Genomic DNA, 25,271 nt, shown 5'->3' with positions numbered 1-25,271 from the left:
TGATGGGGTTTGGTATGCGCCTTCGCGCGTTGGTTGCTGTCGTGGGATTGTTGCTGGCGGCACTGGCCGTTGACGCCGTTGCGGCGACACAGGTCAAGAGTGTTCGCCTGTGGCGGGCCCCGGACAACACGCGTCTGGTGTTCGACCTCTCCGGCCCGGTCCAGCACAGTGTGTTCACCCTGACTTCTCCGGATCGGCTGGTGATCGATATCAATGGCGCGACCCTGGGTGGCCCGTTGAATGTGCCGACCGCCAACACCCCGATCAACAGCGTACGGGCGGCCCAGCGCACACCGACCGACCTGCGGGTGGTGGTTGACCTGAAAAAGGCGGTCACCCCGAAGAGCTTCGTCCTGGCGCCGAACGCGCAGTATGGCAACCGCCTGGTGGTCGACCTGTTCGACAACCCCGCCGATGCCGCGCCACCCGCGGCACCGGCCCCGACGGTGGCAACCGTGCCAGCGGTCCCGGTGACGCCAACGGAACCGGCGATCAAGCTGCCACCGGCGCCGGCGGGCAAGCGTGACATCATTGTGGTGATCGACGCCGGCCACGGTGGCGAAGACCCGGGTGCCTCCGGCTCCCGTGGCCAGCACGAGAAAGACGTGGTGCTGGCCATCGCCCGCGAACTGCAACGCCAGGTTGGCGGTATGAAGGGCTACCGCGCCGAGCTGACCCGTACCGGCGACTACTTTATCCCGCTGCGCGGACGTACCGAGATCGCCCGCAAGAAAGGCGCCGATCTGTTCGTCTCGATTCACGCGGACGCCGCCCCTTCGGCCGCGGCCTTCGGTGCCTCGGTGTTCGCTTTGTCCGATCGCGGCGCTACTTCCGAGACTGCCCGTTGGCTGGCGGACAGTGAAAACCGCTCCGACCTGATCGGTGGGGCCGGTAACGTCAGCCTCGACGACAAGGACAAGATGCTTGCCGGCGTGTTGCTCGACCTGTCGATGACCGCTTCGCTGACCTCCAGCCTGAACGTCGGACAGAAGGTCCTGAGCAACATCGGCCGGGTTACGCCGCTGCACAAGCAGCGCGTCGAGCAGGCCGGGTTCATGGTGCTGAAGTCGCCGGATATCCCGTCGATCCTGGTGGAGACCGGGTTTATCTCCAACTCCAACGAGGCGTCCAAGCTGGCCTCTTCGAATCACCAGCAGGCCCTGGCGCGCTCCATCAGTGCCGGTATCCGCCAGTTCTTCCAGCAGAACCCGCCACCGGGCACCTATATCGCCTGGCTGCGGGATTCCGGCAAGATCGCCGAGGGCCCGCGTGACCATCGCGTGGCCCCGGGCGAGACCCTGGCCATGCTCGCCGTGCGCTACCAGGTCTCGGCGTCGACCTTGCGCAGTGCCAACAACCTGACCAGCGACGAGCTGAAGGTCGGGCAGAACCTGACGATTCCGGGTGCGGAACTGGCGGCCAAACAATGAGTGAAGCCTTGAACAGCAGTTCTCGTATCGAACTGCTCAGCCCGCGACTGGCGAACCAGATCGCCGCCGGTGAGGTGGTCGAGCGCCCGGCCTCGGTGATCAAGGAACTGTTGGAAAACAGCCTGGATTCCGGCGCCAGGCGCATCGATGTGGATGTCGAACAGGCCGGGGTCAAGCTGCTGCGGGTGCGCGACGATGGCAGCGGCATCTCCGCCGACGACCTGCCGTTGGCCCTTGCGCGCCACGCCACCAGCAAGATTCGCGACCTGGAAGACCTGGAACGGGTGATGAGCCTCGGTTTCCGTGGCGAGGCCCTGGCCTCCATCAGTTCCGTCGCCCGGCTGACCCTGACTTCCCGCACCCGTGACGCCGACCAGGCCTGGCAGGTGGAAACCGAAGGTCGCGACATGGACGCCCGGGTGCAGCCGGCGGCCCATCCGGTGGGCACCTCGGTGGAAGTCCGCGACCTGTTTTTCAACACCCCGGCGCGGCGCAAGTTCCTCAAGGCCGAGAAGACCGAGTTCGATCACCTGCAGGAAGTGATCAAGCGCCTGGCCCTGGCCCGTTTCGACGTGGCCTTTCACCTGCGCCATAACGGCAAAAGCATTCTCAGCCTGCACGAGGCCCATGATGATGCGGCCCGTGCCCGGCGCGTGGCGGCGGTCTGCGGCGCGGGTTTCCTCGAGCAGGCCCTGCCCATCGAAGTGGAGCGCAACGGCCTGCACCTGTGGGGTTGGGTCGGTTTGCCGACCTTCTCCCGCAGCCAGGCGGACTTGCAGTATTTCTATGTGAATGGCCGCGCGGTGCGCGACAAGCTGGTGGCCCATGCGGTGCGCCAGGCCTATCGCGATGTGCTGTTCAATGGCCGGCACCCGACTTTCGTGCTGTTTTTCGAGGTCGATCCGGCGGTGGTCGACGTCAACGTGCACCCGACCAAACACGAAGTGCGGTTCCGTGACGGGCGCATGGTCCACGATTTCCTCTACGGCACCCTGCACCGCGCCCTGGGCGACGTGCGCCCGGAAGATCACCTGGCCGCGCCTGCTGCGGTGGCCGGCATGGTCCGGCCGACAGGGATCGAGGCCGGCGAGTTCGGTCCCCAGGGTGAAATGCGCCTGGCGGCCAATCTGCTGGAGCAACCCCAGTCGCAGCCTGCGTCCGCCTTTGCGCCGGCGGCCGGATCGGGCTCGGGGGCCGGTTATCAGTATCAGTACCGCCCGCAATCGACCCAGATGCCGCCCGCCGCCGAGGCCCAGGGCGTCTATCGCGAGTTTTTCGCGCCGCTGCCGGATGCGCTGGCATCGCCGACCCTGCCCGACAGCCAGGGCGATGTGCCGCCCCTGGGTTATGCGCTGGCGCAGCTCAAGGGCATCTATATCCTCAGCGAAAACGCCCAGGGCCTGGTGCTGGTGGATATGCACGCCGCCCATGAGCGGATCATGTACGAACGCCTGAAGATCGCCATGGCCAGCGAAGGCCTGAGCGGCCAGCCGTTGCTGGTGCCCGAATCCCTGGCGGTCAGCCAGCGCGAAGCCGATTGCGCCGAAGAACATGTCGGCTGGTTCCAGCGCCTGGGCTTCGAATTGCAGCGCCTGGGCCCGGAAACCCTGGCGATCCGGCAGATCCCGGCCCTGCTCAAGCAGGCCGAGGCCAATCGCCTGGTCCAGGACGTACTGGCCGACCTGATGGAATACGGCACCAGCGACCGGATCCAGGCGCACCTGAACGAATTGCTCGGAACCATGGCCTGCCACGGCGCGATTCGCGCCAACCGGCGCCTGGCCCTGGCGGAAATGAACGGTTTGCTGCGGGATATGGAAAACACCGAGCGCAGCGGCCAGTGCAACCACGGTCGGCCCACCTGGACCCAGCTCGGGCTGGATGATCTGGACAAACTGTTCTTGCGCGGTCGCTGATGATGGCTTCCAAGGCACTACCGCCGGCCATTTTCCTGATGGGTCCGACGGCGGCGGGCAAGACCGACCTGGCCATCGAGCTGACCAAGGTGCTGCCGTGCGAGCTGATCAGCGTCGATTCGGCCCTGGTCTACCGGGACATGGATATCGGCACGGCCAAGCCCTCGAAAGCACTGCTGGCGGAGTTTCCCCACCGTCTGATCGATATTCTCGACCCGGCACAGAGTTATTCGGCGGCGGAGTTTCGCAGCGACGCCCTGGCGGCGATGGCCGAGATCACCGCGCGCGGCAAGATTCCGCTGCTGGTGGGCGGCACCATGCTCTATTACAAGGCGTTGCTGGAGGGCCTGGCGGAGATGCCGGCGGCCGATCCGCAGATCCGTGCCGAAATCGAGGAAGAAGCCGCACGTTTGGGCTGGCAGGCCCTGCACGACCAACTGGCGGTCATCGACCCGGTCTCGGCGGCGCGCATCCACCCCAATGACCCCCAGCGCCTGAGTCGGGCGCTGGAAGTCTATCGGGTCAGCGGATCGAGCATGACCGCCCACCGCCAGCGACAATCTGCGCAAAGTACTGACGCAGCCGCTTCGGGACGGCCGCAATTGCCCTATACTGTTGCCAACCTGGCTATCGCCCCGGCGAATCGCCAGGTTCTGCACGACCGAATTGCACAAAGATTCACACAAATGCTGGAACAGGGGTTCGTAGACGAGGTCGTAGCTCTGCGTGGGAGAAGTGACCTGCATGTCGGGTTGCCGTCCATACGTGCTGTGGGCTACAGGCAAGTCTGGGAGCATCTGGAGGGCAAGCTGACGTCAGCCGAAATGCAGGAGCGCGGCATCATTGCCACGCGCCAGTTGGCAAAGCGCCAGTTCACCTGGTTGCGCAGCTGGACGGATCTGCACTGGCTCGACAGCCTGGACTGCGACAATCTGCCACGCGCCTTGAAATACCTTGGGACGATCTCCATATTGGGCTGAGTCCTTGCAATTGCCGTCTATCCTTGGGGGAAAGGCGGTACAAGCCATCCATTTACCCATTTTTTATTATTGATCCTTAAAGGAGTGCGGCACATGTCAAAAGGGCATTCGCTACAAGACCCTTACTTGAATACCTTGCGTAAAGAGAAGGTCGGGGTTTCCATCTATCTGGTCAACGGTATCAAACTGCAAGGCACGATCGAATCCTTCGACCAGTTCGTGATCCTGCTGAAGAACACCGTCAGCCAGATGGTCTACAAGCACGCCATCTCGACAGTGGTGCCGGTTCGTCCAATTCGTCTGCCTAGCGCAACCGAAACCGAACAGGGTGACGCTGAGCCAGGTAACGCCTGATAGGAGTCTCCTTTGTTCTTTGAGCGCCACGGTGGTGGTGAACGGACCATTCTCGTTCACTTGGAAGGTCAGGACCCTGAGGCGCGCGAAGATCCGCAGGAGTTTCAGGAGTTGGCAGTATCGGCAGGTGCCGAGACCGTCGCGTTCTTCAACGTGCCGCGTCATCGGCCAACCGCCAAGTATCTGATTGGCACTGGCAAGGTCGAGGAGCTTCGCGACCTGGTCAAGGCCGAGCAGGTCGATATCGTGATTTTCAATCACATCCTCACGCCCAGCCAGGAACGTAACCTCGAACGTGTCTTCGAGTGTCGCGTGCTGGATCGCACGGGCCTGATTCTCGATATTTTCGCCCAGCGCGCCCGCACCCATGAAGGCAAGCTCCAGGTCGAACTGGCCCAGCTTGAGCACATGAGCACGCGGTTGGTCCGCGGCTGGACTCACCTTGAGCGGCAGAAAGGCGGTATCGGCCTGCGCGGTCCGGGTGAAACCCAGCTGGAAACCGACCGGCGCTTGCTGCGGGTACGCCTGCGGCAGATCAAGGGGCGCCTGGAAAAGGTCCGCAGCCAGCGCGAGCAGTCTCGCCGCGGGCGCAAGCGGGCCGATATCCCGACGGTGTCGCTGGTGGGCTATACCAACGCCGGCAAGTCGACGCTGTTCAATGCGGTCACCGAATCCGACGTGTATGCGGCGGACCAGCTGTTCGCCACCCTCGACCCGACCCTGCGCCGTCTCGAACTCGACGACCTCGGGCCGATCGTGCTGGCCGACACCGTGGGGTTTATCCGCCACCTGCCGCACAAGCTGGTTGAGGCTTTCCGGGCTACGCTCGAAGAGTCGAGCAACTCCGACCTGTTGCTGCACGTGATCGACGCCGCGGAACCGGACCGGATGCTGCAGATCGAGCAGGTCATGGTGGTACTCGGCGAGATCGGGGCCCAGGACTTGCCGATCCTCGAGGTCTACAACAAGCTTGATCTGCTCGAGGGCGTCGAGCCGCAGATCCAACGCGATGAAGACGGCAAGCCACAGCGGGTCTGGCTCAGCGCCCGGGACGGGCAGGGGCTGGAGCTGCTCGAACAGGCGATTGCCGAGTTGCTGGGCAACGATTTGTTCGTCGGCACCTTGCGCTTGCCGCAGCGTTTTGCTCGACTGCGTGCACAGTTCTTCGAGATGGGCGCGGTGCAGAAGGAAGAACACGACGAAGAAGGCAGTTGTCTGCTGTCCGTCCGTTTGCCCAGGGCCGAGCTCAATCGAGTGGTCTCGCGCGAAGGGATGAAGGCGCCGGAATTCATCGAACAACACACTTTGCAATAAAAGCCTGGGAAAGCGGTTGTGCCGCGTTGACAGGCATTCTGTAGCATTGGTCGGCGCGCCGCGGGCGCGTCTTTGCTTTATCAGATGGAGAGCGCTATGGCTTGGAATGAGCCGGGTGGCAACTCGAACAATCAGGATCCTTGGGGTGGCAAGCGCCGTAACAACGGCGACCGCAAGGGGCCGCCGGATCTCGACGAAGCCTTCCGCAAGCTGCAGGAGAGCCTGAACGGGTTGTTCGGTGGCGGTAAGAAACGCGGTGACGATGGCGGTTCGGGCGGTGGCAAGGGCGGCGGTTTCGGCCTGCTGGGCATTGGCCTCGTCGTGCTCGCGGCCATGTGGCTGTACAGCGCGGTCTATGTCGTCGATGAGCAGGAGCAGGCTGTCGTGCTGCGCTTCGGCAAGTACTACGAAACCGTAGGGCCGGGCCTGAACATCTATTTCCCGCCGATCGACAAGAAGTTCCTGGAGAACGTCACGCGTGAGCGGGCGTACACCAAGCAGGGCCAGATGCTGACCGAAGACGAGAACATCGTCGAAGTGCCGCTGACCGTGCAGTACAAGATCAGCAACCTGCAGGACTTCGTGTTGAACGTCGACCAGCCGGAAATCAGTCTGCAACAGGCCACCGACAGTGCCCTGCGCCACGTGGTGGGTTCCACCGCGATGGACCAGGTGCTGACCGAAGGGCGCGTGCAGATGGCTGGCGAGATCAAGGAGCGTCTGCAACGCTTCCTCGACACCTACCGTACCGGTATCACCGTGACCCAGGTGAACGTCCAGAGCGCCGCCGCGCCCCGTGAAGTCCAGGAAGCCTTCGACGACGTGATCCGCGCTCGCGAAGACGAACAGCGTTCGCGCAACCAGGCCGAAGGTTATGCCAATGGCGTGGTCCCGGAAGCCCGTGGCCAGGCCCAGCGTATCCTCGAGGATGCCAACGGTTATCGCGACGAAGTGGTGTCCCGCGCCAAGGGTGAGGCCGACCGCTTCACCAAGCTGGTGGCCGAGTACCGCAAGGCTCCGGAAGTCACCCGTGAACGCCTGTACCTGGACACCATGCAGGAAGTCTTCAGCAACACCAGCAAGGTGCTCGTGACCGGTAACAAGAACGGCCAGAGCAACCTGCTTTACCTGCCGCTGGACAAGATGATCCAGAGCGGTTCCGGCGCCGCTACGCCGGCCAAGGTGGTGGGGTCGATGGCCAGTGGCAACACTGATGTCACGCCGCACATCACCGAGCCGCAACCCACTCGCACCCGGGAGAGCCGCTGATGAGCAATAAATCACTGATCGCCCTGGTCCTCGGGGTCATCGTGGCAGTGGCTGCCTGGAACTGCTTCTACATTGTGTTGCAGACCGAGCGGGCCGTCCTGCTGCAATTCGGCCGTGTGGTCGAGGCCGATGTCCAGCCAGGCCTGCATGTGAAGCTGCCCTACGTCAACCAGGTGCGCAAGTTCGACGCCCGCCTGATGACCCTGGATGCTCCGACGCAGCGCTTCCTGACCCTGGAAAAGAAAGCCGTGATGGTCGATGCCTACGCCAAGTGGCGGGTCAAGGACGCCGAGCGTTTCTATACCGCGACTTCCGGTCTGAAGCAGATTGCCGACGAGCGTCTGTCCCGGCGTCTGGAGTCGGGCCTGCGTGACCAGTTCGGTAAACGCACCCTGCACGAAGTGGTCTCCGGTGAACGTGATGCGCTGATGGCTGACATCACCGCCTCGCTGAACGCCATGGCCGCCAAGGAGTTGGGTATCGAAGTGGTCGACGTCCGGGTCAAGGCCATCGACCTGCCGAAGGAAGTCAACCGCAGCGTCTTCGAACGCATGAGCACCGAGCGTGAGCGCGAGGCTCGTGAGCACCGCGCCAAGGGTAACGAACTGGCCGAAGGCATTCGTGCCGACGCCGATCGCCAGCGCCGTGTATTGTTGGCCGAAGCCTATCGCCAGTCGGAAGAAGCCCGCGGTGATGGTGATGCCCAGGCCGCCGCAATCTATTCCAAGGCCTACGGCCAGGACCAGGAGTTCTACGCGTTCTACCGTAGCCTGCGCGCCTACCGTGAAAGCTTTGCGGACAAGAGCGACGTGCTGGTGCTGGACCCGAGCAGCGACTTTTTCCGTTATCTGGAAAAAGCCAAGCCCTGATCCAAGACGTATCGTGTCCCCCCTCCGCCCGGCAGCTAAAATGCCGGGCGGGGTGATCCTTTCGGAAAACGGGTGTATGATGCGGCAGCCGGGAAATTCCCGGCTTTTTTGCGTCTGTATGTTTGATTGGCGGACGGCGGGTTGATCGACCCGACAGGTTTTTCGAGGAAAGTGGTAGGCGAAGCCGATTTCAGGCTGTTCGTCGCGTCGTTCTTGCGCGCGTGTTAACCATTTTCTGCTTCACTCAAGGCTCGCCTGTGGGCTTGCTGCCCAGATCATAGGGGAAAGGCGTTAATGGCAACGGTAGATCGCTGGCTTCTGCCAGATGGCATCGAAGAAGTACTGCCGCCTGAAGCGGCGCGCATCGAAGTGGCGCGGCGTCAGGTGTTGGACCTGTTCCAGAGCTGGGGCTATGAGTTCGTTGTCACCCCGCATATCGAGTATCTGGAATCCTTGTTGACCGGCGCCGGCCAGGACCTGGACCTGCGCACCTTCAAGGTGATCGACCCGCAGTCGGGTCGGCAGATGGGGTTTCGCGCGGACATCACGCCGCAGGTGGCGCGTATCGACGCCCACACCCTGCGTCGCGAAGGCCCGAGCCGCCTGTGCTACGCCGGCAGTGTGCTGCATGCACAGCCGCGGGCCCTGTCGTCCTCGCGCAGCCCGATCCAGTTGGGCGCCGAGTTGTACGGCGATGCCAGCCCGAGCAGCGACGTCGAAGTCATCAGCCTGATGCTGGCGATGCTGCAACTGGCCGATGTGCCGGATGTACACATGGACCTCGGTCACGTCGGTATCTACCGTGGCCTGGCTCGCGCCGCCGGTTTGTCCGGTGAAGTGGAACAACAGTTGTTCGATGCCCTGCAACGCAAGGCGATCGATGAAGTGATCCAACTGACCGAAGGTTTGCCGGCCGATCTGGCCGCGATGCTGCGGGCGCTGGTGGATCTGTGTGGCGGCCGCGAAGTGCTGGTGGCGGCCCGTGAGCGCCTGGCGGGTGCCCCGGCGCAGGTCGCGGCGGCGCTGGATGACCTGCTGGCGATTGCCGAGCGGCTGTCCACGCGCTTCCCGCAATTGCCGTTGTATTTCGACCTGGGCGAGTTGCGCGGTTACCACTACCACACCGGTGTGGTGTTCGCGGTGTTCGTTCCGGGTGTCGGCCAGGCCATCGCCCAGGGCGGTCGCTACGACGATATCGGCGCGGACTTCGGCCGTGCACGTCCGGCGACAGGCTTTTCCACCGATTTGAAAACCCTGGTGACCCTGGGGCGTGCCGAAATCGAGCTACCGTCTGGCGGTATCTGGATGCCTGACAGCACGGATGCGGCACTCTGGCAGTTGGTCTGCCAGTTGCGCGGCGAAGGTCAGCGTGTGGTCCAGGCCTTGCCCGGACAACCATCGGCCGCCGCCCGCGAAGCGGACTGCGACCGGCAATTGATTCAGCAGAACGGGCTTTGGCAAGTATTGCCGCTGGCTTCTTGAGTTTTCCCGCCGGCGGCTGCCGGCACCAAGTTTGCGCGAATGAGGACAAGTGTTATGGGTAAGAATGTCGTAGTCCTGGGCACCCAGTGGGGTGATGAGGGCAAAGGCAAGATCGTTGATCTGCTGACCGAACATGCTGCCGCCGTGGTGCGCTATCAAGGTGGCCACAACGCTGGCCACACCCTGGTGATCGACGGTGAGAAAACCGTCCTGCACCTGATCCCGTCGGGTGTACTGCGTGAAGGCGTCCAGTGCCTGATCGGCAACGGCGTGGTGGTTGCACCGGACGCCCTGCTGCGGGAAATCACCAAGCTGGAAGAGAAAGGCGTACCGGTGCGCGAGCGCCTGCGTATCAGCCCGTCCTGCCCGCTGATCCTGTCCTATCACGTCGCCCTTGACCAGGCGCGCGAAAAAGCCCGTGGCGAGCTGAAGATCGGTACCACCGGTCGTGGTATCGGCCCGGCATACGAAGACAAGGTCGCGCGTCGCGGCCTGCGTATCGGCGACCTGTTCCATCGCGAGCGTTTTGCCGCGAAGCTGGGCGAGTTGCTCGACTACCACAACTTCGTGCTGGTCAATTACTACAAAGAGCCGGCCATCGACTTCCAGAAGACGCTCGATGAGTGCATGGAATACGCCGAGATGCTCAAGCCGATGATGCTTGACGTCACCGCCGAGCTGCACAACCTGCGTCGTGCCGGCAAGGACATCATGTTCGAAGGCGCCCAGGGTTCGTTGCTGGACATCGACCACGGTACCTACCCGTACGTCACCAGCTCCAACACCACCGCCGGCGGCATCGCCACCGGTTCGGGCGTGGGTCCGATGTACCTGGATTACATCCTGGGCATCACCAAGGCCTACACCACCCGTGTCGGTTCGGGCCCGTTCCCGACTGAACTGTTCGACGATGTCGGCGCGTTCCTGGCCAAGCGTGGCCACGAGTTCGGTGCAACCACTGGTCGTGCCCGCCGTTGCGGCTGGTTCGATGCCGTGATCCTGCGTCGCGCCATCGACGTCAACAGCATCTCGGGCCTGTGCCTGACCAAGCTGGACGTGCTCGACGGTCTTGAAACCATCAATATCTGCGTGGGTTACAAGAACGAAAACGGTGCGGTCATCGACGCGCCGACCGATGCCGACAGCTATATCGGCCTGGAGCCGGTGTACGAAGAAATGCCGGGCTGGACCGAGTCGACCCTGGGGGCCAAGACCCTGGAAGAGCTGCCAGCCGCCGCTCGTGCTTACATCAAGCGCGTCGAAGAATTGGTCGGTGCACCGATCGACATTATTTCGACAGGTCCGGATCGCAACGAAACCATCGTTCTGCGTCACCCGTTCGCCTGATAAGCCGTTGATGTAGATCACAAAGACCCCCTTTTGGGGGTCTTTGTCGTTTCTGCCTGTTGTTCGGCACGGGCCTTGCTGGGATTATCCTCTAAAAAGGGTGCTATCAAATTAATGGCGCCAAAGTCGAGGAATCTCCAGTGTCGGCCATTCTCTCACTGTTACAAAGCCGTCTATTGCGGCCTGTGTTCGTTACTCTGGGTATCGCTCTTTTGGTGCAGGTGCTGGTGGCGGTCGCTCTGACCCGAAGCACGGTCACTGCGCTGGAGGCTGATCTGGGCGCTCGCCTGGGTATCGACAGCCAGAAGCTGTCCGGGGAGCTGGAGCAGGCGGGCAAAGAGGTGACGTCGAGTCTCGACAGCCTTTCGGTCAATACGCGCCAGCGTCTGAACAGCGGCTTGTCCTCGCGACTGAAGGATGAGCAGGCCCAGTTGCGTACGGCGTTGGAGAAGGATCTGCAGGATTCGGCCAACGACATGGCGCAGCTATTGGCTTCCGTGGCCCCGCGAGCCATGTGGGATAACGATGTACCGACCCTTTCCGAATTCGCCCGTCGCGCCCAGCGCAATCCGAATGTTCTGTTCGTGGTCTATGACGATGCGGCTGGCGAACACCTGACCCGCTACTTGAACCGTGAAAACCCGATCAACCAGGCTCTTTTGGCCAAGGGTGAGGGTGAGCGGGCGCTGGACAAGGTGCTCAGTGCGGCGAAGAACGATCCATCGGTCTACTACGTCGAAGCGTCGATCAGCCCTAACGGTGTGGAGATCGGCAAGGTGCGGATGGGGGTTTCCACAGCCTCGGTCGAGACCGAACTGAAGGCGCTGGACCAGCGTTTTACGGCCTTGATCGCCAGCAGCGACAAGCTGGTGGGCGATAGCCTGCAAGGGGCGTCGGCGGACAGTTCCAAGGCCATGCAGGCGCGCTTGCAATCGGCTCAGGCCACCGCTTCGCAAATGCAGGCCAATACCACTGCAACCGTGCAGGATGCGGCGCAGACCCTGCGTTGGCGGATCGGCATGGGTCTGGCCCTGGTCGGTCTCGGCGTGCTGCTGTTACTGGCGGTGGTGCTCGGGCGGCGGGTGGTCAACAAGCTGCACCTGCTGATTGCGGCCTTGAATGATCTGGCGGCGGGAGAGGGTGACCTGACCAAGCGTGTCCAGCTCAACAGTAATGACGAGATTGGTGACATGGCTTCGGCGGTGAACTGTTTTGTCGAAAAGCTGCAGCCTATCGTGCGGGAAGCGGGTGATGTGGCCCAGCGTACCGGAGTGGAAATCGGCCAGATGACTTTGCGCAACGCCGGTGCCGATGCCGCCGCAAATTTGCAGCGTGACGAAGTGGCGCAGAGCTTGCGCGAATTGTCGAAGATGGCCGATGACGCGCAGACCGAAAGCCATGCGATGCAGGCGGCGTTGAAGCAGGTGGTGGATATTCGCCAGGCGACCGATGAAAACACCCGGACTTCGAATCAGGTCGGCAATCTGATCGAGGCCCTGGCTGGACAGGTGGATACCGGTTCCAAGGTAATCGAGCGGCTGGCGCAGCAGAGTGAGCAGATTGAAGTGGTGCTGACGGTGATTCACGGGATTGCCGAGCAGACCAATCTTTTGGCCCTGAACGCGGCCATCGAGGCGGCGCGGGCGGGTGAAACCGGTCGCGGGTTTGCCGTGGTGGCGGATGAGGTGCGAGCGTTGGCGAGCAAGACGCAAAGCTCCACCGGCGATATCCAGGCGCATATCGGTGCTTTGCAGCAGGGCGCGCGGGAGGCGGTGGCGGCTATTGGGCAGGCGGGGCGTCAGGCCAGTGAAGGTTTGGCGGTGTTGCGCAGCAGTGTGAAGTTGCAGCAGAGCGTGCAGTCGTCGGTGGAGCAGGTGCATGCGGCGATTGGTCTGGCGACCAAGGCGGCGGCCCATCAGGCCGAAGGCGCGCATGCGGTGCGTGGGCGGGTCGAGGTGATCCATGCCCAGGCCGAGCGCGCGGCGCAGGCGGTGGTGGAGACCACGGCCAGCGGCAAGGTGCTCGACAGCCTGGCGGGGCAGCTCAAGGCGAGCCTGGGGCAGTTCCGGGCCTGATGCGGGGTGTCAGTGCTGGCCTCTTCGCGGGCAAGCTCCGCTCCCACGGGATTTGTGTCGCGCCGCCAATCTACGGCCAGGCGCGGACACTGTGGGAGCGGAGCTTGCCCGCGAAGAGGGCCTCAAGAGCGCTAAAGTACTTTCAGGCATGCTCCTGGCCTTAGCCGCGCCATCAATGCCGCTGAGAGTAGGGGTAAGAGTGAGTTGAAATGATTGAACCCCAGAAACGCAAAAACCCGCTTTCGCGGGTTTTTGTGAGATTCCAGAGTGTTACTCTGAAACTTGAATTGGTGCCCAGAAGAAGACTCGAACTTCCACGACCTTGCGGTCACCAGCACCTGAAGCTGGCGTGTCTACCAATTTCACCATCTGGGCAGCATCAGCAGCGTTGCGCGCCGTTGATGGGTCGCACTATACGGAGAGCCTTTTGATCTGTAAACCCCTGTTTTTGCTTTTAATTAAATCTCGGGTGCGGCTCGGTATCCGCCGGGGGCGGGTGGTGGAGCCGGAAGATTTGCAGGAGGTAGAAACGCAAAAACCCGCTTTCGCGGGTTTCTGTGAGATTCCAGAGTGTTACTCTGAAACTTGAATTGGTGCCCAGAAGAAGACTCGAACTTCCACGACCTTGCGGTCACCAGCACCTGAAGCTGGCGTGTCTACCAATTTCACCATCTGGGCAGTATCGTCAACGTCTCCGTCGTCGATGGCGCGCACTATACGGAGGCGCCTTTTAACTGTAAACCCCTGTCATGAAAAAAACCAAAAAAAACGCTTCAATGTGCATCAGCCGGCATTTTTCACGCGGACAAATGGGTTTTAAGGCCGCCTGTGTGCCTGAAATTTCCCGTTTCAATACGCGTATGCCAAACTAACCCGCATATAGACAAGGTGAAATTTATCTAATGGCCGATTGGCAGTCCCTCGATCCCGAGGCCGCTCGTGAAGCGGAAAAATACGAAAACCCCATTCCTAGCCGCGAGCTTATCCTGGCGCACCTGTCCGAGCGTGGATCGCCGGCCAGTCGCGAGGAGCTGGTGGATGAGTTTGGTCTGACCACTGAAGATCAGATCGAGGCTCTGCGCCGCCGCCTTCGTGCCATGGAGCGCGATGCGCAACTGATTTACACCCGCCGCGGCACTTACGCGCCGGTGGACAAGCTCGACCTGATCCTCGGTCGTATCGCCGGCCACCGCGACGGTTTCGGTTTTCTGATCCCGGACGACGGCAGCGACGACCTGTTCATGAGCCCGGCGCAAATGCGTCTGGTGTTCGATGGCGACCGTGCCCTGGCGCGGGTGTCCGGCCTGGATCGGCGCGGACGCCGTGAAGGCGTGATCGTCGAAGTGGTGTCCCGTGCTCACGAGAGCATCGTCGGGCGTTACTTCGAAGAGGGCGGTATCGGCTTCGTGGTCGCGGACAATCCGAAGATCCAGCAGGAAGTGCTGGTGACCCCGGGCCGCAACGCCGACGCCCGTGTCGGTCAGTTCGTCGAGGTGAAGATCACCCACTGGCCGACGCCGCGCTTCCAGCCCCAGGGCGATGTGATCGAAGTGGTGGGCAACTACATGGCGCCCGGCATGGAGATCGATGTCGCGCTGCGCACCTACGACATTCCCCACGTCTGGCCCGAGGCCGTGCTCAAGGAAGCCGCCAAGCTCAAGCCGGAAGTCGAGGACAAGGACAAAGAGAAGCGCGTCGACCTGCGCCATCTGCCGTTCGTCACCATCGACGGCGAAGATGCCCGCGACTTCGACGATGCGGTCTACTGCGAAGCCAAGCCCGGCAAGCTGCGCCTGTTCTCCGGCGGCTGGAAGTTGTACGTGGCGATTGCCGACGTTTCCAGCTATGTGAAGATCGGTTCTGCGCTGGACACTGAAGCTCAGGTCCGCGGTAACTCGGTGTACTTCCCCGAGCGCGTGGTCCCGATGCTGCCTGAGCAGCTGTCCAACGGCCTGTGCTCGCTGAACCCGCATGTCGACCGCTTGGCGATGGTCTGCGAGATGACCATCAACAAAAGCGGGCAGATGACCGACTACGTGTTCTACGAAGCGGTGATCCACTCCCATGCCCGTCTGACCTATAACAAGGTCAGCGCGATCCTGGAGCAGCCGAAGACCACCGAAGCGAAGAAGCTGCGTGGCGAGTATTCGGAAGTGGTTCCGGACCTCAAGCAGCTCTATGCCCTGTACAAGGTGTTGCTGGCGGCCCGTCATACCCGTGGCGCCATCGACTTCGAAACCCAGGAAACGCGGATCATCTTCGGTTCCGAGCGCAAGATCGCGGAAATCCGTCCGACCACCCGCAACGATGCCCACAAGCTGATTGAAGAGTGCATGCTGGCGGCCAACGTGGCCACCGCCGAGTTCCTCAAGAAGCACGAGATTCCGGCGTTGTACCGGGTGCATGACGGTCCGCCGCCGGAACGCCTGGAAAAACTCCGTGCCTTCCTCGGTGAACTGGGCCTGTCCCTGCACAAGGGCAAGGACGGTCCGTCGCCGAAGGATTACCAGGCGTTGCTGGCCAGTATCCAGAGCCGCCCGGATTTCCACCTGATCCAGACCGTGATGCTGCGCTCGTTGAGCCAGGCGGTGTACAGCGCCGATAACCAGGGCCACTTCGGCCTGAATTACGAGGCCTACACCCACTTCACCTCGCCGATCCGTCGTTACCCGGACCTGCTGACGCACCGCGCGATCCGCAGTGTCATCCACTCCAAGCAGGACACCCCGCACGTGCGTCGTGCCGGCGCGATGACCATTCCGAAGGCGCGGATCTATCCGTACGACGAGGCGGCGCTGGAGCAGTTGGGCGAACAGTGCTCGATGAGCGAGCGGCGTGCCGACGAAGCCACCCGTGACGTGGTGAACTGGCTCAAGTGCGAGTTCATGAAGGATCGCGTGGGCGAGTCGTTCCCGGGTGTGGTCACTGCCGTGACCGGTTTCGGCCTGTTCGTCGAGCTGACCGATATCTACGTCGAAGGCCTGGTGCATGTCACTGCCTTGCCGGGCGATTACTACCATTTCGATCCGGTCCATCACCGCCTGGCGGGCGAGCGCACCGGTCGCAGCTTCCGTCTGGGCGACACGGTGGAAGTGAAGGTCATGCGCGTCGATCTCGACGAGCGCAAGATCGACTTCGAAATGGCCGAGAAAACCCTCAGCGCGCCGATCGGTCGCAAGAAACGTGGCACTGAAGCCACCGCTCCTGCCCCCGCGCCTGTCGCGAAAGCGCCGGAGCCGGCCAAGGCTGGGCGTCGTGGCGCGGTGGCGAAGAAGTCGGACGAGGCTTATCGCCCCAGCGATGCAGCGGCGAAAAACGCCGAAGTGCGCCGCAGTCGCGAACTGAAGCAGGCGTTGTTGGCCGAAGCCAAGAACGGCGGTAAAGGCAAGACCGAGGGAAAGCCCGCGCGCGGGACGTCGTCGGAAAAACCGAGCAAGCATCGTAAAGGCCCGCCAAAAGCGGGCGCTGGTCCCGCGAAAAGCGGCGGGGCGCGTAAACCCAAGGGCAAGTCATGAGTCAGTTGGAAAAAATCTACGGCGTCCATGCCGTAGAGGCGTTGTTGCGTCATCACCCGAAACGCGTCAAGCAGATCTGGTTGGCCGAAGGCCGCAGTGATCCGCGGGTCCAGGTGTTGCTGGGGCTGGCCGCGGAAAACCGCGTGTCGGTCGGCCAGGCCGAACGCCGCGAGATGGATGCCTGGGTCGAAGGCGTGCACCAGGGCGTGGTGGCGGACGTGAGTCCGAGCCAGGTCTGGGGTGAGGCAATGCTCGACGAACTGCTCGATCGCACCGAAGGCGCACCGTTGATCCTGGTGCTCGACGGCGTGACCGACCCGCACAACCTGGGTGCTTGCCTGCGCACCGCCGATGCGGCGGGTGCGTTGGCGGTGGTGGTGCCCAAGGACAAGTCGGCGACCCTGACGCCGGCGGTGCGCAAGGTGGCTTGTGGCGCGGCGGAAGTGATTCCGCTGGTGGCGGTGACCAACCTGGCGCGGACCCTGGAAAAACTCCAGCAGCGCGGCCTGTGGGTTGTCGGCACGGCGGGCGAGGCAGAGCAGGAGTTGTACCAGCAGGACCTGACCGGCCCGACCATCCTGATCATGGGCGCCGAAGGCAAGGGCATGCGTCGCCTGACCCGCGAGCATTGCGACTACCTGGTGCGCCTGCCGATGGCGGGTAGCGTCAGCAGCCTCAACGTGTCCGTGGCCACCGGTGTGTGCCTGTTCGAAGCGCTGCGCCAGCGCAGCGTCAAGGCCGCCACCAAAAAGGCCTGATCCGCACCTCCCTTGCAGGAGCCGGCTTGCTGGCGATGAACGATTACGCGGTCTTCCTGAAGCACCGCGGCGTCTGCATCGCCAGCAAGCCGGCTTCCACAGTGATCGCATTCACCTCGGTTGTGATTCAAGGGTCAAGGCGGCGGTGCTTGTTGCGATGGGTTGTTCAAATAATCACCAATTGTCTTGCGCCCCTCGCCCCCCTTCTCTACAATTGCGCCCCTTGCCGTGATGGCTGGCGCATCCGTGCCTACTCCAGGCAAGACACACAAGTGTCATTCACTCCTTGTCTGACCGTTTTTGAGCGGCAGGCTACAACCCGTAAGGAGCATTCATGCGTCATTACGAAATCATCTTTTTGGTCCACCCGGATCAAAGCGAACAAGTCGGCGGCATGGTAGAGCGTTACACCAAGCTGATCGAAGAAGACGGCGGCAAAATCCACCGTCTGGAAGATTGGGGCCGTCGTCAACTGGCCTATGCAATCAACAATGTTCACAAGGCTCACTACGTGATGCTGAACGTTGAATGCACTGGCAAGGCCCTGGCCGAGCTGGAAGACAACTTCCGCTACAACGATGCTGTGATCCGTAACCTGGTCATCCGTCGCGACGAAGCCGTTACCGGCCAGTCCGAGATGCTCAAGGCTGAAGAAAACCGCAGTGAGCGCCGTGAGCGTCGCGACCGTCCTGAGCACTCCGACGCCGATGGCGTTGAGGGTGATGACAGCGACGCCAGCGATAACGCTGACGAGTAATCCACGGACCTTTTGAGGAGCCAATTACATGGCACGTTTCTTCCGTCGTCGTAAATTCTGCCGCTTCACCGCTGAAGACGTGAAAGAGATCGATTACAAAGATCTCAACACCCTGAAAGCCTACGTATCCGAAACCGGCAAAATCGTTCCAAGCCGTATCACCGGTACCAAAGCTCGTTATCAGCGTCAGCTGGCCACCGCTATCAAGCGCGCCCGCTTCCTGGCCCTGCTGGCCTACACCGACAGCCACGGCCGCTGAGACCGGGCAGTCGACACGCAGTAAAGGATTGAATGCATGCGCGCCTTAGCTGGTTTCATCATGCGCGGACGTATGCAGGCCATGCTCGTCGTGGCCGGATCTGCGGCATTGCCGCTGTTGTTCTGGTTGAGTGCCGCCGCCGGGTGCCTTGTGCTCCTGCGGCGCGGTTCGGACGTCCTTGGCGTCATTGGTCTGGGTGTGTTGTCGGTGCTGCTGTTCTGGCACTTCAACATCCAGAAAGACCCCACGGCCCTTCTGGTGCTGCTCGGGTCTTGCAGCCTGGCGCTGGTTTTACGCGCCGGCTACTCCTGGAACCGCGTGCTGCTGGTCAGCATGGCAGTAGGGTTGGTATGTGCGGTGAGTCTGGGGACGATTTTCAGTCCCTTCATCGAAGGGTTGGCGCAGACGTTTGAACAAGTCGTGCCGCTGGCTCTCGGTGAGGTCTACCAGAAGTTGTCGGTAGATCAGCGAGCGTTCCTCGCGTCACTGGCCGTGCCCCTCTTGATCACCTCGACGGCGATCTCGCTGCAGGTCTTTAGTGTTATGTGCCTGATTCTTGGGCGCTATTGGCAAGCGTTGTTGTACAACCCCGGTGGTTTCGGACGCGAGTTTCGCGAAATCCGGATCCCCAAGAAGGTGGCGCTGTCGCTGCTGGCCATCATGTTTGTCGCGCCGTTTATCGGCCTGCATGCATTGATTCTGTTGCCGCTGTGCAGTGTTCCGCTGGTCTTCGCCGGCCTGTCCCTGATTCACGGGCTGGTGGCGAAGAAGAAACTGGCCAGTTTCTGGCTGGTGGGGATGTACGTCACGCTCGTGCCATTCATGCACTTGCTCGGTCCGTTGCTCATGGTATTGGCCATTGTCGACAGCCTGATTGATTTTCGCGGACGCCTGGCGTCGAAAGAGGCCGATAACGGTTCCGCGAACGGTGAAGGTTAAAAGTTAAGAGGATTTCCACATGCAACTGATCCTTCTGGAAAAAATCGCCAACCTGGGCAACCTGGGCGATAAGGTAAACGTTAAGGCCGGTTACGGTCGTAACTACCTGCTGCCATTCGGCAAAGCCACCGCTGCGACCGCTGCCAACCTGGCTGCGTTCGAAGAGCGTCGTGCCGAGCTGGAAAAAGCCGCAGCAGACAAGAAAGCTTCGGCTGAATCGCGTGCCGCCCAACTGGCTGAGCTGGAAGTGACCATCACTGCCACCGCCGGTGACGAAGGCAAGCTGTTCGGTTCGATCGGCACCCACGACATCGCTGATGCCCTGACCGCCTCCGGCGTTGAAGTGGCAAAAAGCGAAGTTCGTCTGCCGAACGGCACCATCCGCAACGTGGGTGAATTCGACGTGGCCGTGCACCTGCACGCCGAAGTCGAAGCAACCGTACGCGTTGTCGTGGTGGCTGCTTAAGCAGTACCCAATCGTCTGGCGACTTGCGCGCCAGGCGGTTAACATCGGGCACGACTCTGTTCATTCAGGTCGTGCCTTTTGTTTTTTGGTAACGTCCTTTTGCAAACCCCCTGATTCCAAGTGGCCATGAACGATATCTCCGCTCCCGAGCAATACGACCTGCAAACCGCCGCGCTGAAAGTGCCGCCCCATTCCATCGAGGCCGAACAGGCCGTGCTCGGTGGTCTGATGCTGGACAACAACGCCTGGGAGCGCGTGCTCGATCAAGTCTCGGACGGCGACTTCTATCGACATGACCACCGCCTGATCTTCCGCGCCATCGCCAAGCTGGCCGATCAGAACATGCCGATCGACGTGGTGACCCTGGCCGAGCAGTTGGACAAGGAAGGGCAGACCTCCCAGGTCGGCGGCCTGGGTTACCTGACGGAACTGGCGAAAAACATTCCGTCGGTGGCCAACATCAAGGCCTACGCCGCGATCGTTCGCGAGCGGGCGACCCTGCGCCAGTTGATCGGCATCAGCACCGAAATCGCCGACACCGCGTTCAACCCGCAAGGTCGGACCGCGGCGGAGATTCTCGACGAGGCCGAACGGCAGATTTTCCAGATCGCCGAAGCGCGGCCCAAGACCGGCGGTCCGGTCAGCGTCAACGACCTGTTGACCAAGGCCATCGACCGGATCGATACGCTGTTCAACACCGACAACGCCATCACCGGCCTGTCCACCGGCTACACCGACCTCGACGAGAAGACCAGCGGCCTGCAACCGTCCGACCTGATCATCGTCGCCGGTCGTCCGTCCATGGGCAAGACCACCTTCGCCATGAACCTGGTGGAGAACGCGGTACTGCGCAGCGACAAGGCGGTGCTGGTGTACTCCCTGGAGATGCCAGGCGAATCGCTGATCATGCGTATGCTGTCCTCCCTCGGCCGGATTGACCAGACCAAGGTCCGTGCCGGTCGCCTGGAAGACGACGACTGGCCACGGCTGACCTCGGCGGTCAACCTGCTCAACGACCGCAAGCTGTTTATCGACGATACGGCCGGTATCAGCCCGTCGGAAATGCGTGCGCGGACCCGTCGCCTGGTGCGTGAACACGGCGATATCGCCCTGATCATGATCGACTACCTGCAGTTGATGCAGATCCCCGGTTCCAGCGGCGACAACCGGACCAACGAGATTTCCGAGATCTCCCGGTCCCTCAAGGCCCTGGCAAAGGAATTCAACTGCCCGGTGGTGGCCCTGTCCCAGCTCAACCGTTCCCTGGAGCAGCGGCCGAACAAGCGCCCGGTGAACTCCGACCTGCGGGAATCCGGAGCGATCGAGCAGGACGCCGACGTAATCATGTTCGTGTACCGCGATGAGGTCTATCACCCCGAGACCGAACACAAGGGCATCGCCGAAATCATCATCGGCAAGCAGCGTAACGGCCCGATCGGTTTTATCCGCCTGGCCTTTATCGGCAAGTACACGCGCTTCGAGAACCTGGCGCCGGGTAGCTACAACTTCGACGACGACGAGTAAGAGCGTTGCGGTTGAGGCGCGTTATTCATTTGGCGCTCTGATGAGCGCGCGATAAAACCTCCAGTGTATGAATCTGTTCCTGGGTATAGCCGTGATTCAGGCGTAACTCGGCGAGACTGAAGATGGTCTGGCTGGCGAACAGGGCCGTGATGAAATAGCGGTTTTTTTCGATGCTGCCGTCACGGCCCTGGACGTCGACCGCGAAGGCGACCGACTCGACGTTGTAGCCGGTCGCGGCTTGACGGATGGGCACAGCGTTGTCGTATTCGTAGCGCGTATTGATTCTCGACAGGATGTTATCGCCGGACAGGCAGACGGCGGCCGGTTCCGGTCGGCCGTTGCGAAAGCGGATCAGGTCCAGCGTGGCGTCCTGTCGGACCGTGGCCGCGAAAGGGTCGCGGCGCTGGTGGCTGACGATCAGCGGAATCAGCATGCCGCCATAAACCCCCAGTATTTCGCCTCTCCTGAGGTGGTGCCTGGCTGAAACCAGAAACCTCCCGACCAGATGCTCTTCCGGCGTGGCGCGGATGTATTCGCGTTCGAAGCGTTCTATTTCCAGTTTGTCTTCGTAGAGTTGCGCGACCTGTTCATAGCCGTGCAATTGCAGATAAGGCACGACCAGTTGAGCGCGAGCCTTTGACTGCTGACTCCCTTCAGCGTCGGAATAGTGAATGGCGACAACGGTCATGGGGTAGCCGTCCAGATCGCGCAAGGGATAGCGACCGTTGTCGGCACGGTCGTAGGTGAGGGGGGAATTCAAATGGGACCGGTAGGATTTCTGGCTGCGCATGCGCTGCCGTTCAAGTGCCGTGAAGGTCTTGTTATCGAGAGGGCTGGACGGCGTACCGTCTGTTGCCTGGACCGGCAGGCTACCTGTCGTGGTGAGATCTGAGGGGGCGGCATCTTGATGCAACACCCACTCACCGTCGGCTTTGCGTTGCAGTAACGGTTGATAAAAGCTGTAGGGGCTCCTGGCGTTCAGCAGCCGCCAACCCTCGGGTGTCCGCCTGACGGGGTAGTAGCGGTCGCCGTCGCGGATATAGTGCGAGTAAGCATGGGCGGCGAGGGGCTTGTGGTGGAGACTCCAGTAAACTCCGTCGTCGCGCAGGTCGAGGCCGGACACGGTTGTGCCGCGCACGGCGAAGCTCTCCGGGAGCCGGGTGTCGGCGTCCGGCCCGGGTCTCTCCAGTGCGTGGCAGGGAACGCGCAATGCCGGCGTCTGGCTGCGTAGTGCCGAGGCTTTACCGAAGACGGTCTGTTTCAGATCCATCGCCGCGCGCTTTTCGTCGAGGCTGATGTGATGTGCGTTGTTCAGGGCCAGTTGCATCAGTTTCGGCATCGCCAGCCAGGCGCTCGTGTACAGGTCTCGCGGGCCGGACAGCGTGTTGCCCTGCCGGTCTTGAAGCTGGTAGAAAGCGCCTGTTTTCTTCAGGCGCCTGTAGGTCAGGCTGTGGTGCTCGCCGATGGCCTCCACGGCGGCGGTGTCGATGTCCGGATCCCACAGTTCAAGACGAATATCCTGCGGCCAGGCTTCCAGGGTTTCCAGCAATGAAAAAGCCAGGCGGTCACTTTGCTGGGGGTGTGGCCAACCCGGATAAAGGCCTTCGAATACCCGTGAGATGCGAACCTGCTCCAGGGCCCGGCCAATCTCCTTTTTTAGCGTCGGCTCTGTTTCGGACGCGCCTTGCTCCTGTATGTCCAATGAGAAAACGGCGTCGGCCAGATAACTTTTGGGCAGTTCGGTGTTCTCTTGGCGCATGCGTCGTTGCGGCGCGGTGTCGGGTTGTTCGGTCTCGCTATACAAGTGCTCGAACAGGGCCAGGCTGTTCAGTTTCACCTGGGCCAGCAGATTCAGCGCCAGTTGGTTGCGTTGATCAAGATGGGGAATGGGGTTCTCCAGCAAGGTGTCGATCTCTTCCAGGTCGAGTTCCGCGAGCACCGCATCGAGCAACTTCCCCGCCATCCAGAGCGGTTCGGGAATACTCACTGGATTCAACCCGGCGCCATACTGGATAACCACCTGCGAACCCGCGCGCAAGACTTCCAGCAATTTGTACGCCGGCCATCCCGGCAGTCGGGTCAACAGATAGGACTGGATCCTGGGAGACAATTGCGAGACCACATCGCCCTTGGCCCGGTCGAGATCGAAGTGTTCGATTTCCTGAAAGATCCACAGGCGCTTGAGGCTATCGAGCAGCAGGGGCGGTGTCCGGCGGCTGAACTGATGAATCTGTCGCAGCGTCTCGAGGCGGGTGCCGCTGAACGTCAGGGCAGCGCTCGCCAGCGGTTCGGACAGCCGGGCGGCGCGGGGTTCCAGGCGTGCGATCAACTGCTGTTGCGACCAGGTCGAGACGTTCTCGTGAATCGTCCGCCAGGCGCCGACGCCGTTGTGCCGCAAGGGAGGCGAGTAACTGTCCGGATAACCCATCAGCACGATATGCCAGTGGCCGGTGTCTTCGTTGTACTCGACCTTGTAATACTGCTGGTCCAGTTTCAGGACGGTCGCCCGCGCCCATGGGTACAAACCCAGTGCGTTCGCCTGCCAATGCTCATCGGGGGGCTTGATCGCCGACTGATAAGGCGTCAGGTCCGGCTTCCAGAGAAGCGTGCGGCCCTGAAAACGGACGGGGATCAACTCGGGCAGCCCCTCTACCGTGGCGGCTGTCTGGCTGTTTGGCTCCGCCTCGGCCACATTCAGCAAATGGATCAAGCCGGCGTTCACTTCCCCGGGGCTCCAGGTAAAGAGGTCCTGATAGACGGCGGCCGCGAGTTGGCTGCCTGGCGGCGCCAACAGGGTCTGCTTGAATCGGGGAATGAATGCCTTCAGGCCGGACAGCAGGTCCAGGCGCGCCGTGTGGTAGTCATCCAGCAATTGTTCGCGGGTGATGGCATTGGCCCGCGCGCTGGGAGGCGCCAGTCTGCCGACATCGCTTTCAAGGCGTTGCAGGCGCTGCCAATGAATCTCTTCGAACAGCTCACCTTCAATACTTGCAAGGCTGATGAGGCTCCTCAATTGGGTGGGCGAGCGTCCGCGGGCGGCGTTGTTGAGCTTGACCGTCAACAGGCTGCCCTGATAGTCGATCGGCATGAGTTGGCTGATCAATTGCCGAAAGTCCGCCGAGCGCATTTGCTCCAGGTAATCCTCCTGAAGCTCGACAAGCGACGAATATTCCTTGAGCGGCGATTCGGGGTGCCCTGGGAAGTAGGCGGCGCAACGCCCGCTGCTGTTCTCTGGATCGGCGGCGAAATGAGTGACGCCGGGTAAGCCGTGGCCGAGCAGTTTGACTTGCTGATAGAGCGGGAGCTTTCCGGTTCTCTTACTGACGGGCAACAGAAAGTATTTCAGGCGGGCCCTGCACGCGTAGGTGATGTCCTTTTTCATGAAGGCTATCCAGAACGCGACTTTGAAGCGGCTCCACTCATGGCGCACAAAATGCTCAAGTTTGCTATCGAAGAGCATGACCTCGTCGGCTGGGCGGTCCAGGTCCAGTATCTGCTTGAGGTGATGGCGGTAGCGCAACCCGAGATCGAGATTGCGGCAGTACCGGGCAAATGCTTCGACGGTGAGGCGACTTTTCAGGCCTGCCGCTTTTCCCGAGGGATAGATGGCCGAGCCGCTGCCGAAAGCACTGCTGTGGGTTTCCCATTGCTCGAAGTTGTAAAGCGCAGCTTCCAGCAATGAGTGCTCGGGACTGGCGTCGTAGATGGGGATGCCCAGCAGGCTGTCCTTTTTCCAGCGTTTGGCCAGGGTGGCGGCCTGCATGTCGGTGAGATCGGGAGAGAGGGGGCTCAGGCCAAGCTCCAGAATGGGCTCGGCAAAGATTTCTATGCTTTTGAGTTGACTCAGGATGTTCATGGCCAGGGTCCTCGATGCATGATTCTCCAGCATGGCCGAGCGCAGGCCTGCGTACTGTTCGGCGGTGGCGTTTTTCAGCCAGGCCGGCAGGCGGGATCTGATGAAGGTGGCGTGGGGCAGCGCCTCGTGATCGTTTTCTTCCGACGTCGTGGGCATGGCGC

Annotated in this window: 18 protein-coding genes and 2 tRNA genes; 17 read left to right on the top strand and 3 right to left on the bottom strand. The window is 61.8% G+C overall.

The window, feature by feature from the left end; all coding sequences use genetic code 11:
• Positions 1-2: 2 nt before the first annotated feature.
• The 10 genes from M5B42_RS06205 to M5B42_RS06160 all read left to right on the top strand — a co-directional run bounded on the left by M5B42_RS06205 (position 3) and on the right by M5B42_RS06160 (position 13,036).
• Positions 3-1,430: an N-acetylmuramoyl-L-alanine amidase gene (locus M5B42_RS06205; protein ID WP_248745513.1), complete on the top strand. Its 1,428-nt coding sequence runs from the start codon at positions 3-5 to the stop codon at positions 1,428-1,430.
• Between the two features lie 8 nt (positions 1,431-1,438).
• The gene (gene mutL / locus M5B42_RS06200) at positions 1,439-3,346 is read left to right on the top strand and encodes a DNA mismatch repair endonuclease MutL (protein ID WP_177098565.1); all 1,908 of its coding nucleotides are present in this window, start codon (positions 1,439-1,441) and stop codon (positions 3,344-3,346) included.
• Complete coding sequence (miaA, locus tag M5B42_RS06195) at positions 3,346-4,326, top strand: tRNA (adenosine(37)-N6)-dimethylallyltransferase MiaA (RefSeq protein WP_103498406.1); 981 nt, start codon at positions 3,346-3,348, stop codon at positions 4,324-4,326. The genes mutL and miaA overlap by 1 nt, the downstream gene beginning before the upstream one ends.
• A 93-nt stretch (positions 4,327-4,419) precedes the next feature.
• On the top strand, positions 4,420-4,680 hold the full coding sequence (gene hfq, locus M5B42_RS06190; RefSeq protein WP_040063849.1) for an RNA chaperone Hfq: 261 nt from the start codon (positions 4,420-4,422) through the stop codon (positions 4,678-4,680).
• Between the two features lie 12 nt (positions 4,681-4,692).
• A complete protein-coding gene (gene hflX, locus M5B42_RS06185; RefSeq protein ID WP_103498405.1) occupies positions 4,693-5,994 on the top strand; it encodes a ribosome rescue GTPase HflX in 1,302 nt (433 codons plus the stop codon).
• A gap of 96 nt (positions 5,995-6,090) precedes the next feature.
• Complete coding sequence (gene hflK / locus M5B42_RS06180) at positions 6,091-7,263, top strand: FtsH protease activity modulator HflK (protein ID WP_248745291.1); 1,173 nt, start codon at positions 6,091-6,093, stop codon at positions 7,261-7,263.
• A complete protein-coding gene (gene hflC, locus M5B42_RS06175; RefSeq protein ID WP_103498403.1) occupies positions 7,263-8,132 on the top strand; it encodes a protease modulator HflC in 870 nt (289 codons plus the stop codon). Before hflK ends, hflC begins: the two co-directional genes overlap by 1 nt.
• 294 nt (positions 8,133-8,426) lie before the next feature.
• Positions 8,427-9,614, top strand: a complete 1,188-nt coding sequence (locus tag M5B42_RS06170) for an ATP phosphoribosyltransferase regulatory subunit (RefSeq protein WP_103498402.1) — start codon at positions 8,427-8,429, stop codon at positions 9,612-9,614.
• Between the two features lie 54 nt (positions 9,615-9,668).
• The gene (locus tag M5B42_RS06165; protein ID WP_103498401.1) at positions 9,669-10,961 is read left to right on the top strand and encodes an adenylosuccinate synthase; all 1,293 of its coding nucleotides are present in this window, start codon (positions 9,669-9,671) and stop codon (positions 10,959-10,961) included.
• A gap of 140 nt (positions 10,962-11,101) precedes the next feature.
• Positions 11,102-13,036: a methyl-accepting chemotaxis protein gene (locus tag M5B42_RS06160; protein WP_248745290.1), complete on the top strand. Its 1,935-nt coding sequence runs from the start codon at positions 11,102-11,104 to the stop codon at positions 13,034-13,036.
• A 288-nt stretch (positions 13,037-13,324) separates the two neighbouring features.
• Here M5B42_RS06160 and M5B42_RS06155 read toward each other — a convergent pair.
• Both M5B42_RS06155 and M5B42_RS06150 read right to left on the bottom strand, forming a co-directional pair.
• Positions 13,325-13,411: transfer RNA gene (locus tag M5B42_RS06155), tRNA-Leu, on the bottom strand.
• Between the two features lie 216 nt (positions 13,412-13,627).
• Positions 13,628-13,714 (bottom strand) — tRNA-Leu (locus M5B42_RS06150).
• A gap of 224 nt (positions 13,715-13,938) precedes the next feature.
• Between M5B42_RS06150 and rnr the strand changes: the two genes are divergently transcribed.
• The 7 genes from rnr to dnaB all read left to right on the top strand — a co-directional run bounded on the left by rnr (position 13,939) and on the right by dnaB (position 21,254).
• Positions 13,939-16,551: a ribonuclease R gene (gene rnr / locus M5B42_RS06145; RefSeq protein WP_103495654.1), complete on the top strand. Its 2,613-nt coding sequence runs from the start codon at positions 13,939-13,941 to the stop codon at positions 16,549-16,551.
• Positions 16,548-17,309, top strand: coding sequence for a 23S rRNA (guanosine(2251)-2'-O)-methyltransferase RlmB (gene rlmB, locus M5B42_RS06140; protein WP_100939697.1), 762 nt, complete (start codon positions 16,548-16,550; stop codon positions 17,307-17,309). The genes rnr and rlmB overlap by 4 nt, the downstream gene beginning before the upstream one ends.
• 334 nt (positions 17,310-17,643) lie before the next feature.
• A complete protein-coding gene (gene rpsF / locus M5B42_RS06135) occupies positions 17,644-18,066 on the top strand; it encodes a 30S ribosomal protein S6 (RefSeq protein ID WP_040063859.1) in 423 nt (140 codons plus the stop codon).
• A 28-nt stretch (positions 18,067-18,094) separates the two neighbouring features.
• Entirely contained in the window at positions 18,095-18,325 is a 231-nt protein-coding gene (gene rpsR, locus M5B42_RS06130; RefSeq protein ID WP_002551829.1) for a 30S ribosomal protein S18, read from the top strand.
• A 36-nt stretch (positions 18,326-18,361) separates the two neighbouring features.
• Positions 18,362-19,264 carry a hypothetical protein gene (locus tag M5B42_RS06125; RefSeq protein ID WP_248745289.1) on the top strand — a complete coding sequence of 301 codons (903 nt, stop codon included), beginning with the start codon at positions 18,362-18,364 and terminating at the stop codon, positions 19,262-19,264.
• 19 nt (positions 19,265-19,283) lie between these two features.
• The gene (gene rplI / locus M5B42_RS06120; protein WP_017125059.1) at positions 19,284-19,730 is read left to right on the top strand and encodes a 50S ribosomal protein L9; all 447 of its coding nucleotides are present in this window, start codon (positions 19,284-19,286) and stop codon (positions 19,728-19,730) included.
• 126 nt (positions 19,731-19,856) lie between these two features.
• Complete coding sequence (gene dnaB, locus M5B42_RS06115; protein ID WP_103495657.1) at positions 19,857-21,254, top strand: replicative DNA helicase; 1,398 nt, start codon at positions 19,857-19,859, stop codon at positions 21,252-21,254.
• 25 nt (positions 21,255-21,279) lie between these two features.
• On the opposite strand, the gene M5B42_RS06110 is transcribed toward dnaB, so the two are convergent.
• On the bottom strand, positions 21,280-25,266 hold the full coding sequence (locus tag M5B42_RS06110) for a DUF6543 domain-containing protein (RefSeq protein ID WP_248745288.1): 3,987 nt from the start codon (positions 25,264-25,266) through the stop codon (positions 21,280-21,282).
• Positions 25,267-25,271: the final 5 nt, after the last annotated feature.

Source organism: Pseudomonas sp. MWU12-2037, assembly GCF_023242345.1.
Taxonomy (GTDB): Bacteria; Pseudomonadota; Gammaproteobacteria; order Pseudomonadales; family Pseudomonadaceae; genus Aquipseudomonas; species Aquipseudomonas gingeri_D.
This window is presented reverse-complemented; position numbering and strand designations above follow the sequence as displayed.

What these genes read in the sequence shown, in the direction of transcription:
- rpsF (WP_040063859.1), top strand. Translation starts at nt 17,644, where the DNA reads ATGCGTCATTACGAAATCATCTTTTTGGTCCACCCGGATCAAAGCGAA.
- M5B42_RS06165 (WP_103498401.1), top strand. Translation starts at nt 9,669, where the DNA reads ATGGGTAAGAATGTCGTAGTCCTGGGCACCCAGTGGGGTGATGAGGGC.
- hfq (WP_040063849.1), top strand. Translation starts at nt 4,420, where the DNA reads ATGTCAAAAGGGCATTCGCTACAAGACCCTTACTTGAATACCTTGCGT.
- hflC (WP_103498403.1), top strand. Translation starts at nt 7,263, where the DNA reads ATGAGCAATAAATCACTGATCGCCCTGGTCCTCGGGGTCATCGTGGCA.
- M5B42_RS06110 (WP_248745288.1), bottom strand. Translation starts at nt 25,266, where the DNA reads ATGCCCACGACGTCGGAAGAAAACGATCACGAGGCGCTGCCCCACGCC.
- rlmB (WP_100939697.1), top strand. Translation starts at nt 16,548, where the DNA reads ATGAGTCAGTTGGAAAAAATCTACGGCGTCCATGCCGTAGAGGCGTTG.
- dnaB (WP_103495657.1), top strand. Translation starts at nt 19,857, where the DNA reads ATGAACGATATCTCCGCTCCCGAGCAATACGACCTGCAAACCGCCGCG.
- rplI (WP_017125059.1), top strand. Translation starts at nt 19,284, where the DNA reads ATGCAACTGATCCTTCTGGAAAAAATCGCCAACCTGGGCAACCTGGGC.
- rpsR (WP_002551829.1), top strand. Translation starts at nt 18,095, where the DNA reads ATGGCACGTTTCTTCCGTCGTCGTAAATTCTGCCGCTTCACCGCTGAA.
- hflK (WP_248745291.1), top strand. Translation starts at nt 6,091, where the DNA reads ATGGCTTGGAATGAGCCGGGTGGCAACTCGAACAATCAGGATCCTTGG.
- M5B42_RS06125 (WP_248745289.1), top strand. Translation starts at nt 18,362, where the DNA reads ATGCGCGCCTTAGCTGGTTTCATCATGCGCGGACGTATGCAGGCCATG.
- miaA (WP_103498406.1), top strand. Translation starts at nt 3,346, where the DNA reads ATGATGGCTTCCAAGGCACTACCGCCGGCCATTTTCCTGATGGGTCCG.
- rnr (WP_103495654.1), top strand. Translation starts at nt 13,939, where the DNA reads ATGGCCGATTGGCAGTCCCTCGATCCCGAGGCCGCTCGTGAAGCGGAA.
- M5B42_RS06170 (WP_103498402.1), top strand. Translation starts at nt 8,427, where the DNA reads ATGGCAACGGTAGATCGCTGGCTTCTGCCAGATGGCATCGAAGAAGTA.
- M5B42_RS06205 (WP_248745513.1), top strand. Translation starts at nt 3, where the DNA reads ATGGGGTTTGGTATGCGCCTTCGCGCGTTGGTTGCTGTCGTGGGATTG.